Origin of the sequence: Prochlorococcus marinus str. MIT 9201 (genome assembly GCF_000759955.1) — a bacterium.
In the GTDB taxonomy this organism is placed as follows: Bacteria; Cyanobacteriota; Cyanobacteriia; order PCC-6307; family Cyanobiaceae; genus Prochlorococcus_A; species Prochlorococcus_A marinus_G.
Genome location: NZ_JNAL01000010.1, coordinates 85,219 through 99,322, shown reverse-complemented (window position 1 = coordinate 99,322; position 14,104 = coordinate 85,219). Strand labels below are relative to the sequence as shown.

12 protein-coding genes are annotated in these 14,104 nt (G+C 34.8%); 4 read left to right on the top strand and 8 right to left on the bottom strand.

From position 1 onward, the window contains the following. Positions 1-13: 13 nt before the first annotated feature. Entirely contained in the window at positions 14-859 is an 846-nt protein-coding gene (gene pheA / locus EU95_RS04965; protein WP_032522034.1) for a prephenate dehydratase, read from the top strand. Here the strand turns inward: pheA and EU95_RS04970 are convergent, their stop codons facing one another. The 7 genes from EU95_RS04970 to rpsL all read right to left on the bottom strand — a co-directional run bounded on the left by EU95_RS04970 (position 860) and on the right by rpsL (position 7,213). Beyond that, positions 860-1,795 carry a methyltransferase domain-containing protein gene (locus tag EU95_RS04970; protein WP_032522033.1) on the bottom strand — a complete coding sequence of 312 codons (936 nt, stop codon included), beginning with the start codon at positions 1,793-1,795 and terminating at the stop codon, positions 860-862. It lies immediately after the preceding gene. Next, positions 1,796-2,452, bottom strand: a complete 657-nt coding sequence (locus tag EU95_RS04975; RefSeq protein WP_032522032.1) for an LON peptidase substrate-binding domain-containing protein — start codon at positions 2,450-2,452, stop codon at positions 1,796-1,798. Between the two features lie 56 nt (positions 2,453-2,508). Then, the gene (rpsJ, locus tag EU95_RS04980; protein ID WP_002807536.1) at positions 2,509-2,829 is read right to left on the bottom strand and encodes a 30S ribosomal protein S10; all 321 of its coding nucleotides are present in this window, start codon (positions 2,827-2,829) and stop codon (positions 2,509-2,511) included. Positions 2,830-2,924: 95 nt separating this feature from the next. Further along, entirely contained in the window at positions 2,925-4,124 is a 1,200-nt protein-coding gene (gene tuf / locus EU95_RS04985) for an elongation factor Tu (RefSeq protein ID WP_032522031.1), read from the bottom strand. A 45-nt stretch (positions 4,125-4,169) separates the two neighbouring features. Next, positions 4,170-6,245 (bottom strand): elongation factor G, encoded by a 2,076-nt coding sequence (gene fusA, locus EU95_RS04990; RefSeq protein WP_032522030.1) that lies wholly within the window; start codon positions 6,243-6,245, stop codon positions 4,170-4,172. 97 nt (positions 6,246-6,342) lie between these two features. Then, positions 6,343-6,813: a 30S ribosomal protein S7 gene (gene rpsG, locus EU95_RS04995; RefSeq protein ID WP_032522029.1), complete on the bottom strand. Its 471-nt coding sequence runs from the start codon at positions 6,811-6,813 to the stop codon at positions 6,343-6,345. Positions 6,814-6,838: 25 nt separating this feature from the next. Beyond that, positions 6,839-7,213 (bottom strand): 30S ribosomal protein S12, encoded by a 375-nt coding sequence (rpsL, locus tag EU95_RS05000; RefSeq protein WP_025915119.1) that lies wholly within the window; start codon positions 7,211-7,213, stop codon positions 6,839-6,841. A gap of 195 nt (positions 7,214-7,408) precedes the next feature. Between rpsL and gltB the strand changes: the two genes are divergently transcribed. Both gltB and EU95_RS05010 read left to right on the top strand, forming a co-directional pair. Then, complete coding sequence (gene gltB, locus EU95_RS05005) at positions 7,409-11,983, top strand: glutamate synthase large subunit (protein ID WP_032522028.1); 4,575 nt, start codon at positions 7,409-7,411, stop codon at positions 11,981-11,983. Beyond that, the gene (locus tag EU95_RS05010; RefSeq protein ID WP_032522027.1) at positions 11,984-12,280 is read left to right on the top strand and encodes a YciI family protein; all 297 of its coding nucleotides are present in this window, start codon (positions 11,984-11,986) and stop codon (positions 12,278-12,280) included. A 5-nt stretch (positions 12,281-12,285) separates the two neighbouring features. Here EU95_RS05010 and lipA read toward each other — a convergent pair whose 3' ends face one another. Beyond that, on the bottom strand, positions 12,286-13,179 hold the full coding sequence (gene lipA, locus EU95_RS05015) for a lipoyl synthase (protein WP_193742467.1): 894 nt from the start codon (positions 13,177-13,179) through the stop codon (positions 12,286-12,288). A gap of 301 nt (positions 13,180-13,480) precedes the next feature. Here lipA and EU95_RS0108870 point away from each other — a divergent pair, with 301 nt between their 5' ends. Further along, positions 13,481-14,104, top strand: a complete 624-nt coding sequence (locus tag EU95_RS0108870; RefSeq protein WP_032522024.1) for a recombinase family protein — start codon at positions 13,481-13,483, stop codon at positions 14,102-14,104.

Below are 14,104 nucleotides of genomic sequence, written 5' to 3'. Positions count from 1 at the left end.
CTTACAATTAATCATGAGCAAACAAGTTGCATATTTAGGTCCTCAAGGGACATACGCAGAAAAAGCAGCTCATATATTATCAAAGCTTGCCAATTTTCAGACACCTATATTTGTACCATGTAACGGGTTAAATTCGGTCATTAAATCAATAGCCTACAACAATTGTGATGCTGCTGTAGTTCCTATTGAAAATTCTGTAGAGGGCGGAGTTACAGCAACTCTTGATGCCCTTTGGAAATTCCCTGAAATTTTTATCAATCGAGCAATTGTTTTACCTATAAAACATGCCCTAATTAGTGATGGAGAACTTTCAATCATTTCAGAAGTCTTATCTCATCCTCAAGCATTAGCTCAATGTTCAGAATGGTTATCTGAAAATCTTCCAAATGCAATCACTCTTCCAACAAGTTCAACATCTGAAGCTGTAAATATGGTAAAGGGGAGTAAATTTAGAGCAGCTATCGGTTCAAAATCATTAACTCAAATTGAAGAACTTAAAGAATTAGCCTTTCCTATTAATGATGTCCCAGGTAATTGCACCAGATTTGTATTATTGAGCAAAGAATCAAATTCTAATTCAGCCAATATTGCAAGTTTTGCCTTCTCATTAATCTCAAACAAACCTGGCGCATTACTGAAGGCAATAAACTATATTGCAAATTTTGGATTTAATATGAGTAAGATCGAGTCAAGGCCTTCTAAAAGAGAATTAGGGGAATACATAATTTATATTGATTTAGAATTAAATAATGAAAATAAAATAGAAAATTTCCTTGAATTAAAAAATCATCTAAAGCCACTATGCAAGAATTTTGTAGATTTTGGAAACTATTTGTCTGAAAATGTTGAATTAAATTAATTATCCTCTACATTTATAAACTCCAAACTCCATTAAACCCTTACTAAATGCCCAATTCATTAGAAGTATTGTTGGTATCTCACGAATAGACTTTATTATCGCTAGTGGACCGAGAGACAAAATTGAAAAAGGTCTTCTCGTACCCTCAATTATAGAATCTCTCCATGAGGGATTTGTATAAACATTCCAATTATCAGAAATAACTTTTCCTGCACTATTTTTATTAATTTTAAGAATATTTCCGAATTCATTAATGCTAATGAAATAGGGATGTACCCATTGTTCAAGTAATTGTTTAAGAACCAACTTCTCAAAAAAAGATGGAGGGTATGCCTTCAAATCTCTACAATTCCAATCTGCTAATGCCAAATACCCACCAGGTCTCAAAGTTCTCAACATTTCATCTGCAAACTTACTTTTATCATTCATATGTGCGCCAGCTTCAACACTCCAAACGGCATCAAATGATCCATCTTCAAATTTCAAATCAAGTGCATCCATAACTTGGAAGTTGCAATTGAGTCCTGATGGGGTAAGTTCTCTAGCTCTTTTTACTTGGCCAGGACTAATAGTAATTCCAGTAACATTGAAACCGTAATATTTGGATAAAATTCTTGAACTTCCACCTATTCCGCAACCTACATCTAGAATTCTAGAACCTTTAGGTAATTTATCTAAACCACTCCACTTAACTAACTCATGTACAAACTGGACTTTAGCCTCTCTAAAATCAATATTTTTCTTTCCTGAGGGATAAAAGCCCAAATGTATATGTTCTCCCCACAATCTCTCCAGTAATTTATCTTGAGTCCAAGCATCATATGCAGACGCTACTGTACCCGAAGAAATATATTTTCTAGCGTTAATTCTCCAGATGATAGTTATAGCTAAAAGGAATATAAAAAGAAAAAAGAAAGGTAATATTAATTCAAACATTTAATTTTCTTTTATATCAGGAAAACTTTCTTTCAATGCCGTTCTCGCCGCAAGTTGTTTTCTAGTATGATCAAGCATTTCATATTCTCTTTGCAGGCGAGTATAAGTATTTCTTTCTTCTAGAAGTTTTTGCTGTTCATCAGCAACTGGACCTCCCAAATGCGCTCCAATCCAAAATGATAATTCCATAGGATTTTTAGGTAATTTGTCAGGCAAGTTTTTCTTAGTATTTGTCAACTTACTTGTTAGGTTAATGACATCACTGAGAGCTTCTGTGACTGAATCTTTAAGAAAATCTAATTTTTGAATGTTTTCAACATTCTCATCGCTTATCCAACTTACCATAGCTGAATAAAATGGGGTTGAACGAATGATTTCCAAAACCTCAAATCTTTGTTGTCCAAGAGTGATAATATTGCTTCGACCATCTTCTGCAGTTTGATGTTTTATTATCTGAGCACAGCATCCTATATTAGCCATGCTTTTAGTATTGGGATCCCATTTTATAACGCCAAACATAGAGTCCGTCTCAAGGACAGTTTGAAGCATTATTCTGTATCTGGATTCGAAAATATGTAAAGGCAATACCTCTTGAGGAAATAGAACTACCTCTGGCAAAGGAAATAAAGGCAATTCCCTTACTGAGAGTTCTCCCATTTAATCCTCATTTATGTATTACTATTTTAATCAATTTTAACCCTTTTCGGGATTTCTTAAAGTTTAACTTCTATATCTACACCACTAGGAAGATCCAATTTCATTAAAGCATCAATAGTTTTTGCAGAAGGACTATAAATGTCGATTATTCTTCGGTGAGTTCTTGTTTCGAAATGTTCTCTAGAATCTTTATCAACATGTGGTGATCTAAGGACACAATAAATTTTTCTTTTTGTTGGCAAAGGTATTGGGCCTATTGCTGAAGCGGAAGTAGTATCCGCAGTTTGAATTATTTTATCGCAAGACAAATCAAGCATTCTCCTATCAAATGCTTTTAGTCTTATTCTTATTTTTTGTTGTGCAATTGATGCAGTCATAATTTCTAATTAATTTCTGTGGGAGGGCCGTTGGAATTGCAACGACCTTATCCATTAATCAATATTAAGTGATTGAGGTTTAATTCTTAAAAAATTTATTTGAGAATTTTTGATACAACTCCAGCACCTATGGTACGTCCACCTTCACGGATTGCGAATCGCATACCTTGTTCGATAGCCACTGGACAAATTAATTCTCCAGTCATTTTAATTCTATCCCCAGGCATAACCATCTCAACGTTTGAACCGTCATCGGATGTAAATGCTGTAATTTGACCTGTAACATCAGTTGTTCTGATATAAAACTGTGGTCTATATCCTGCGAAGAAAGGTGTATGTCTGCCGCCCTCTTCTTTTTTGAGAACATAAACTTCACCCTCAAACTTAGTATGAGGAGTAATAGATCCTTTCTTAACAAGTACCATTCCTCTTTCAATATCTTCTTTCTGAACACCACGTAATAATAAACCGACGTTGTCGCCAGCCATACCTTCATCAAGAAGTTTACGGAACATTTCAACACCAGTAACAGTAGTTACTCTTGTATCTCTTATCCCAACTATTTCCACTTCTTCTCCAACTTTAACTTTACCCCTTTCAATTCTTCCAGTAGCTACAGTTCCTCTACCAGTTATTGAAAAAACATCCTCAACTGCCATCAAGAATGGTTTATCAACTTCTCTTTCGGGTTCAGGTATACTAGCATCAACTGCTTTCATTAATTCTTCAATTTTTGATTCCCAAGTGGAGTCACCCTCAAGAGCTTTTAAACCAGAGACTTGAACTATAGGAATATCATCTCCAGGAAAGTCATAACTATCTAATAGTTCTCTGATTTCCATTTCAACAAGTTCAATAATTTCTTCATCATCAACCATATCGCACTTATTGAGAGCTACTACAAGAGCAGGGACTCCAACCTGTTTAGCTAAGAGAATATGCTCTTTTGTTTGTGCCATAGGCCCATCAGTAGCTGCACAAACGAGAATAGCTCCGTCCATTTGCGCGGCACCTGTAATCATGTTCTTTACATAATCAGCGTGTCCTGGACAATCAACGTGAGCATAATGTCTGCCTTCAGTTTCGTATTCAACGTGAGCTGTATTAATAGTAATACCACGCTCTCTTTCTTCAGGAGCACCATCAATGTCTCCGTAGTCTTGTGCCTGAGCTTGACCTTTTTTTGCTAATACGTTCGTAATAGCAGCAGTAAGCGTTGTTTTTCCATGATCAACGTGGCCAATAGTACCTATGTTGACATGTGGTTTGTTTCTTTCGAACTTCTCGCGAGCCATTTTGAATTAAAGAATCGAGGGTTTAAGAGTGTTTTAGTTTAGAGATCAGGAGTTGCCCTGATTCTTGGAAATGATAGCTTCAGCAACATTACGAGGTACTTCCTCATAGTTTGCGAACTCCATTGAAAATATACCCCGACCTTGAGTCATTGATCGGAGTTGAGTGGCATAACCGAACATTTCGGCTAAGGGCACTTTGGCCTGTACCTTAGACAATCCATCGTCAACAGATTGTCCTTCTACTTGACCTCTTCTGGAAGAGAGATCACCAATTACAGATCCAAGAAAGTCGTCAGGACTTTCGACCTCAACTTTCATCATAGGCTCTAACAGGACAGGATTGCATTTTTTAACCCCATCTTTAAAAGCCATGGAACCTGCAATTTTGAAGGCCATTTCAGATGAGTCTACATCGTGGAATGAACCATCGACTAGTGTTACTTTTACATCAATGAGTGGATAACCGGCCAGAACACCTGATTCACAGGTTTCTTTCATGCCATTAGATGCAGGACCAATGAACTCTTTTGGTACAGATCCACCTACAATTTTGTTGACAAATTCAAAGCCTTTACCAACTTCAGCAGGTTCCATTTCAATTATTACATGACCATATTGGCCTTTACCTCCAGTTTGTCTTGCATATTTACCTTCACCTTTAGAACTAGACCTAATTGTCTCTCTGTATGAGACTTGTGGAGCTCCAATATTAGCTTCAACTTTAAATTCTCTTAGCATTCTGTCAACAAGGATTTCTAAGTGCAACTCTCCCATACCAGCAATTACAGTTTGATTAGTCTCAGGATCTGTACTTACCCTAAAGGTTGGATCCTCTTCAGATAAAGCTGTTAAAGCTTTTGATAATTTTTCCATATCCCCCTTGGTTTTTGGCTCAACAGCAACTGAAATAACTGGTTCGGGGATAAACAATGTCTCCAAAACTATAGGATCTTCTGTATTACATAAAGTGTCACCAGTTGTTGTGTTCTTAAGACCTAATACAGCTCCTAAATCTCCAGCCCTCAATTCATCAACCTCTTCTCTTTCATCAGCCTTTAAAATGACTAATCTAGAAATCCTCTCTTTAGCATCCTTAGTAGAGTTCATTACATAACTACCCTTTGAAAGAACGCCTGAATACATTCTTACAAAAGTTAGTTTGCCATAGGGATCTGACATCACTTTAAAAGCTAATGCACTGAAGGGTGCATTATCATCTGAAGGTCTCACATCTTCTTTCCCACTTGGTAAAACACCTTGTATTGGTTTTACATCAACTGGAGCAGGCAAGTAATCAACAACAGCGTCTAAAACAAGCTGAACTCCTTTATTCTTAAAAGCTGACCCGCACAATACAGGAACTAATCCATGTTTCAAAACCCCTTCTCTTATACCTTTTTTAAGTTGTTCCTCAGATAATTCGCCTGTTTCGAGGAATATTTCTATTAACTCTTCATCATTTTCTGCAACACTCTCCATCAACTTATATCTCCACTCAGCAGCTTCCTCCTCCATTTCAGAAGGGATGGGTGCTTCTTCAATATCAGTCCCTAAATCATTTTTATAAAGATATGCTTTGTTGGCGACTAAATCAATAATGCCTGTGAGATCTCCTTCAGCTCCAATAGGTAGCTGAATTGGGAGTGCGTTTGCCTTTAATCGATCTTTGATTTGTTTATTAACCTTTAAAAAATCTGCACCAGTTCTGTCCATTTTATTGACAAAAACCATTCTTGGGACAGAGTATCGATCTGCTTGCCGCCAAACTGTTTCAGATTGAGGCTGTACTCCACCAACTGCACAAAATACAGCTATGACTCCATCCAGAACGCGCATTGATCTTTCCACTTCAATTGTAAAGTCAACGTGTCCAGGTGTATCGATAATATTAATTCTGTGATCTTGCCAACTAGTTGATATTGCAGCAGCAGTAATAGTTATTCCTCTTTCTCTTTCTTGAGCCATCCAATCTGTTACAGCAGCACCATCATGAACCTCTCCTATCTTATGAACAACACCTGAATAAAATAAAATTCTCTCTGTAGTTGTTGTCTTCCCTGCATCAATATGAGCGGCTATACCTATGTTTCTTACTCGTTCTAGGGGAAAGTCGCGTGCCAATTTTAAAGCTCCAAATACAATAATTTTTGATAAATGTAGTTCACCCTAAAAGTAAACTTTTATAATAATAAACTACTTGAGTACCTTTTTGATGAAATTAATATCTGTAATGTGCAAAAGCCTTATTAGCTTCAGCCATTTTGTGAGTGTCTTCTCTCTTTTTGACTGCACTACCGGTTTCATTTGCTGCATCCATCAATTCACCAGCAAGTTTTTGAGACATACTTTTGCCATTCCTTGCACGTGAAAATGTAACAAGCCATCTTAATGCCATAGCTGTTCCCCTCTCCTGACGCACTTCCATTGGTACTTGATATGTTGCACCACCAACTCTTCTAGCTCTTACCTCAACTAGAGGAGTAGCATTTTTAACAGCTGTTTCAAATAATTCGACTGCATTACTTCCAGTTCTTTCACTGATTAAAGAAAAAGCATCTGACAATATTTTTTGTGCTGTAGACTTTTTACCATGTTTCATCAATCGAGAAATCATCATTGATGCAAGACGACTATTAAATTGAGGATCTGGAAGAACCGGTCTTTTTACTGCTGCATTACGACGTGACATGTTTTTTAAATGAGAAGTTTACAAATTAATCTTTTGGAGCTTTTGCTCCATACTTAGATCTGGATTGACGTCTATCTTTGACTCCAGCAGTATCTAAAGTTCCTCTTATTATATGATATCTAACTCCTGGCAAATCCTTAACTCTTCCACCCCTAAGTAGAACTACAGAGTGTTCTTGCAAATTATGCCCAATTCCTGGGATGTAAGCAGTTACTTCGAAACCAGAAGTTAACCTTACCCTTGCAACTTTTCTTAGAGCTGAATTAGGTTTTTTAGGTGTTGATGTATAAACTCTCGTACAAACTCCTCTTCTTTCAGGGCAAGCTTTTAATGCAGGAGATTTTGTTTTCCTTGTCAGACGTTTTCTCTCTGAACCTATTAGTTGTGAGATGGTAGGCATCTATTATATTTTGAAAAAAATAAACATTTCAGTATCATAACCTTTTACGAGCACCAACTAAAAGTTTTTCATGATATTTTTTTCAAAATTTATGAAATTAAAATTTTTTGGTAAATATTAATTATCTTTAGATTTATTTACATATTTATTTTTATAATAGAAATACATAAATAACTAAATAGAATTAAATAATCTATGGCAGAGAGTATCAAAAGAATCGTTGAGCCATATCAAGATAGTTATTCCCCAAATGGAATAATCGGTGAGAAAGATGCGTGCGGAGTAGGTTTTATAGCAAATATTAAAGGGATAGAAAGCAACTGGATCCTAAAACAATCCTTGAAAGGCCTCAACTGCATGGAGCATAGAGGAGGTTGTGGAGGCGATAGTGACTCAGGAGATGGAGCAGGCATTTTATGTTCAATTCCATGGGGATATTTAGAAGAAGAGATGAATAAAAAAAATACTAAAGAATTGAATAGAGGTTTAGGCATGGTTTTTATGCCTAATAAAAAAGAAAAGATTGAGGAATGTAAATCAATATGTGAAGAGGAAGCAGAAAAATTAAGAGTCAAAGAAACGTCTTGGAGAACAGTTCCTGTAAATAATGAAATCTTAGGTCCTTTAGCCAAAGCGAATGTCCCATACATTTGTCAGTGGATTTTATACATAGATACAAAAGATAATCAAAATATTGAAAGGCTTTTATTCCAATTAAGGAAAAGAATTGAAAAAAAAATAAGAGATACCTTTAAAAACGATGTTGGGGATTGTGAATTTTATTTCGCCTCACTTAGTTCTCAAACAGTTGTATACAAAGGTATGGTTAGGTCTGAAATATTATCTGAGTTTTATCAAGATCTAAAAAAAGAGAATTTCAAGGTTTCATTTTCTGTTTACCATAGAAGATTTAGTACAAATACACTTCCAAAATGGCCACTAGCTCAACCGATGAGATTCTTAGGTCATAACGGGGAAATCAATACTCTCTTAGGTAACATAAATTGGGCTAAAGCCTCAGAAACACACATAGATGAATTTTGGGGAGAGTTATCTAAAGAAATAAAGCCAATCGTAGATATAAATAAAAGTGATTCATCAAATCTTGATGCAACTCTTGAAATTAATATTCGTTCCGGTCAGCCCATTACTGACTCATTATTAAAACTTGTTCCAGAAGCATTTAGAGATCAACCAGAACTTGAACAAAGAGAAGAAATTAAATCATTTTATGAGTATTCAGCGAGCCTACAAGAAGCTTGGGATGGTCCTGCTCTAATTGTATTTGCAGATGGAAATTTTGTAGGAGCAACGCTCGATAGAAATGGTCTAAGACCAGCAAGATATTCAATAACAAATGATGGTTTTGTAATTATGGGTTCTGAAACAGGAGTAGTAGATCTTGAAGAGGAAAAAGTTATAGAAAAAGGTCGATTAGGGCCGGGACAAATGTTGGCTGTTGATTTTCATCAAAGTAGAATCCTCAGAAATTGGGAGGTAAAAACTGAAGCAGCTCAAAGGCATGATTATAAAAATCTTCTTATCAATAGAACCATAAAAATAGAAAATAATGAATGGATTCAAGACTGCAAACTAAAAGACCTAGAGTTGTTACAACAACAAACTGCATATGGTTTTTCAGCGGAAGATAATGATCTAATCTTAGATTCAATGGCTTCATTAGCTAAAGAGCCAACTTATTGCATGGGCGACGACATTCCATTAGCAGTGCTCTCATCAAAACCACATATTTTATATGACTATTTCAAGCAAAGATTTGCTCAGGTAACTAATCCTCCAATAGATCCTCTTCGTGAAAAACTTGTAATGAGTCTTGAAATGCATCTTGGAGAAAGATGTTCACCATTTGAGATTAAAGATCTTAAACCTTTTGTTCATTTACAGAGTCCAATTCTCAATGAAGAGGAACTGATTTCAATTAAAAAATCAAAAATTAAATCTCAAACGATCTCAACCTTGTATGAAATCGACAAAGGAATCAAAGGATTTGAAGGTAAATTAAATGATATTTGCGAGCAAAGTGAAAAAGCGGTTAATAATGGATGCGCTTTAATCATTATCTCTGATAAAGGAGTAAGCTCAACAAAAAGTTTTATTCCCCCTCTCTTAGCTGTAGGTGCAATTCATCATTATCTTCTTAAAAAAGAAACAAGATTAAAAGCCTCCCTAATAATTGAGACTGGTCAATGTTGGAGTACTCATCATTTAGCATGTCTCATTGGATATGGAGTTAGTGCTGTTTGCCCTTGGCTAATATTTGAATCAGGGAGACATTGGTTAAAGCATCCTAAGACTCAAAAACTAATAGAGAGCAAAAAAATTGATTCATTATCAACAGATAAGGTTCAGAGCAACATTAAAAAAGCTTTAGAGGATGGCTTACGGAAAATACTTTCTAAGATAGGAATCTCACTTCTTTCTAGTTACCATGGGGCACAGATTTTTGAAGCGGTAGGTTTAGGCTCTGATTTAATCAAACTTGGTTTCGACGGGACAACAAGTCGTATTGCTGGAATCACTTTAACAGAATTAGCTAATGAATCAATTTCAATTCACACAAAAGCTTATCCAGAAATTGATCTGAAAAAACTCGAATTTTTAGGATTTGTGCAATTCAGAAATTATGGAGAATATCACTCAAATAATCCTGAAATGTCAAAGGCACTCCATTCTGCGGTAAAACAAGGACCAGGTTATGAGCACTTCAAATTGTACAAAGAACTGATTAGTAAGAGACCAATAACTGCTCTAAGAGACTTACTGACAATAAATTCTAATAGGGAAAGCATACCAATAAGTGAAGTTGAAAGTGTTGAATCAATTTGCAAACGGTTCTGTACAGGAGGAATGAGTTTAGGTGCTTTATCAAGAGAGGCGCATGAAGTTTTAGCAGTTGCAATGAATAGAATTGGTGGAAAAAGTAATAGTGGTGAAGGGGGAGAAGATCCAGCTCGTTTTAATGTTTTAAATGATATTGATGAAAATACTCAATCAGCTACTTTGCCATTTATAAAAGGTCTAGAAAATGGAGATACGGCTTGTTCTGCCATAAAGCAGATCGCCTCAGGAAGATTTGGAGTTACCCCTGAATATCTTCGAAGTGGTAAACAACTTGAAATTAAAATGGCCCAAGGTGCAAAGCCAGGGGAAGGGGGGCAACTTCCTGGTCCAAAAGTCGATTCCTACATAGCAAAACTCAGGAACAGTAAGCCTGGCGTGGCTTTAATTTCTCCACCTCCGCATCATGATATTTACTCAATTGAAGATTTAGCACAACTTATTCATGATCTTCATCAGGTTCATCCTAAAGCAAAAGTAAGTGTGAAACTTGTTTCTGAAATTGGTATTGGAACTATAGCCGCGGGAGTAAGTAAAGCAAACGCAGATGTTATACAAATCTCTGGCCATGATGGAGGAACAGGTGCTTCTCCCTTGAGCTCCATTAAACACGCTGGATTGCCTTGGGAGCTTGGTTTAGCAGAGGTACATCAATCACTTCTTGATAATAATCTTCGCGACAGAGTACTTTTAAGAACTGACGGTGGCCTTAAAACAGGATGGGATGTCGTGATTGCTGCTCTTTTGGGCGCAGAAGAATATGGATTTGGATCAGTAGCAATGATTGCTGAAGGGTGTGTTATGGCACGAGTTTGCCATAAAAATACTTGTCCTGTTGGTGTAGCAACACAAAAAGAAGAATTAAGAAAAAGGTTCAAAGGTTTACCAGATAACGTTGTTAACTTTTTTATCTATATTGCTGAAGAAATAAGACAAATATTGAGTACCATTGGTGTCAAAACAATGGAAGAATTAATTGGTAACAAAGAATTTCTGACCACAAGAAATATTAGTCTGCCTAAAACGGAAAATATCGATCTAACTTCTCTTGTTAACAATGAAATTAGCTATAAAGATAGATCATGGATTAAACATTCAAACAATGCTCATAGTAATGGATCTGTATTGGAAGACTCGATTTTAACTGATGCTCAATTCATAAATGCGCTCACTACTCATGGCGAATTCAGTAAAAAAATTGAAATCAAAAATACTGATAGAAGTGTTTGTGCAAAAATTTCAGGAGAGCTTGCTCAGCATTATGGCAATAAGGGCTTTGAGGGCGCAGTGAATCTAATTTTTAAAGGTCATGCAGGTCAAAGTTTTGGAGCCTTTTTATTGAAAGGAATGATTATTAAATTAATTGGAGAAGCAAATGATTATGTATGCAAAGGGATGAATGGAGGAATGCTAACCATAATTCCGCCAAGAATAGATAAGAATTCATCGGAGCAAGTCATTTTAGGCAATACTTGTCTTTATGGCGCGACTGGAGGAAAGTTATATGCTTTGGGTAAATCAGGTGAAAGGTTTGCTGTAAGAAATAGTGGAGCAGTTGCTGTTACTGAAGGTGCAGGAGATCATTGCTGTGAATATATGACAGGAGGCAAAATTCTAATTCTTGGCTCTATAGGAAGAAATATTGGAGCAGGAATGACTGGGGGAGTAGCATTTATACTTGATGAAAAAAATGATTTAGAAAAAAAGGTAAATAAAGAAATAGTAAGTGTCTATGAAATTAGTACTCCAAAACAAGAACAAATTTTATTAGAAATAATTAACGATTATCATGACAAAACGCAGAGTCCTAAAGCAGCTAATCTTCTAAAAGATTGGAGCTATTTTAAAACTTTATTCAAAGTAATCGTGCCTCCCAGTGAAAAAGAAATGCTTGGATTAAAAAATCAATAAATGCCGATTTTTGTAAAAACAGAGATTATTAAAAAGGAATTTTTAAGTAAAAACAAATTTAAAAAGAAATTAATTGATAAGCATAAATTGTGGATAAAAGAATTAACAAAAGCTGGAGTGAATATAAAAAGTGGATTTTTAGTAAATGAAATTAAGGAACCTGGTGCCGGTGGCCTCTTGATAATAGAAGTTAATACTTATGAAGAGGCACTAAAAATAATTAAGGAAGATCCAATGATTAAAAATAAAATTGTTGATTGGAAATTAAATGAATGGATTGATATTTCTAAAGAATAATTGGCTTATCTTGGATATTTTTTCATTAATTTTTGAATCTCTTCAGCATGATAACTACTTCGAGTTAAAGGAGAACTTACTACTTGCATTAAACCAAGATTATCTTCTCCAAACAATTTGAAAAAATTAAATTTTGCAGGACTTACAAATCTTTGGACAGGTAAATGTTTTGGACCTGGAGATAAATATTGACCAATAGTAACTATATCTACAAAATGATTTTTTAAATCAGAAAGAAGATTTAAAACCTCATCATCACTTTCTCCTAATCCCAGCATAAAACCAGATTTTGTATAGACACTCGGAAAATATTCTCTTGTGCGTTTCAGTAAATCTAAAGTTCTTTGATAATTACCTTGAGGCCTTACTTTCCTATATAAACCTTTTACAGTTTCAATATTATGATTTAGGACATTTGGTTTTGAATCTAAAACCAATTCAAGCGCTTGCCAGTTACCACATAAATCAGGGATTAATAGTTCAATAGTTGTCTCTGGAGATTTTTTTCTTACTTCCAAAACGCATTGAAAAAACTGTGATGCCCCTCCATCATCTAGATCATCTCTGTTTACTGATGTAATAACTACGTGTTTGAGATTCATCCTAGAAACAGCCTCTGCTAGACGATAAGGTTCAGTTGGATCCAAATCTCTTTTAGATCTATCAAAATTAATATCGCAATACGGACATGCTCTAGTACAGCCTGGACCCATGATTAAAAAAGTCGCAGTACCACTTGCAAAACATTCTCCAATATTTGGACAGCTTGCTTCCTGACAAACCGTATTTAATTTTAAATCACTCAATAAATTTGCGGTATTACCTATCCTCTCAAATTGAGGAGCCTTTACCCTTAACCAATCTGGTTTTGATACCGCATTTTTGGAAATACTTGTCAAATTACTTTTATCAGCATCATCTAAATAAATTTTAATCAAAATTTATATTTTTTACTATTTAAATTTATCTGCAGTAAATGAAATATTGTACGTGCACCTCTTTTTAAATCATAAACTTAGAAATCTTGATGTTCTATAATCATATATAGAACATTTTATAGAACGTAATTTTTGAAACAGTAAAAAAACATTAGATAAACATCCAAAAACAAAATTTGATTGTGTTATTATGTATTTTTTGTTCTATTTAGTGTTTTTTATCTTAGTATTTGATACAGTAAAAAATATATCTTAAAATACTTTGACTTTTCAATTCAAAAGAAAGGTATCTCTTTTATCTGAGAAGACTAAAAAGAAAAAATCTATAGGATATGCTAGAGCAATTGATAATGAAATTTTTTACCTAGAAGAACAAATACAATTCTTAAAAGATGAAGGTTGCAATTTAATATTTTCTGAACTATTAAGTTGCGATGAAGAAATAAAGCCGGAATTCCAAAAAGCTTTAAAAGCTTTATCCAAAGGAGATGAATTAGTCGTAACTAAACTAGATCGCGCATTTTCTAATAAAAATGAATGTATGAGAGTAATAAATAAACTTTTAAATCAAGATATCCAGTTAAGAACTTTATCTGGATTTTTTACCAATCAATATTCTACAAATACAACATCTTTAGTTTTTAATATTTTATGTGAATTAAATAATTTGGATAATGATTGCCTTAAAGAAAGAAAAAAAGAAAACGTTTTAAAAAGAAGATTAAATGGCAATAATTTAGGAGGTAGGCCCAAGATAAGTCCTTTAAAGGAATCTCTAGTAATTAGATTGCGTGACGAAGGCTATTCATATCGATCAATAAGAGCACAAACAGGAATAGCTTTATCAACTATTAGAAGAGTAATCTTAGATGTAGAAGGCAAATAA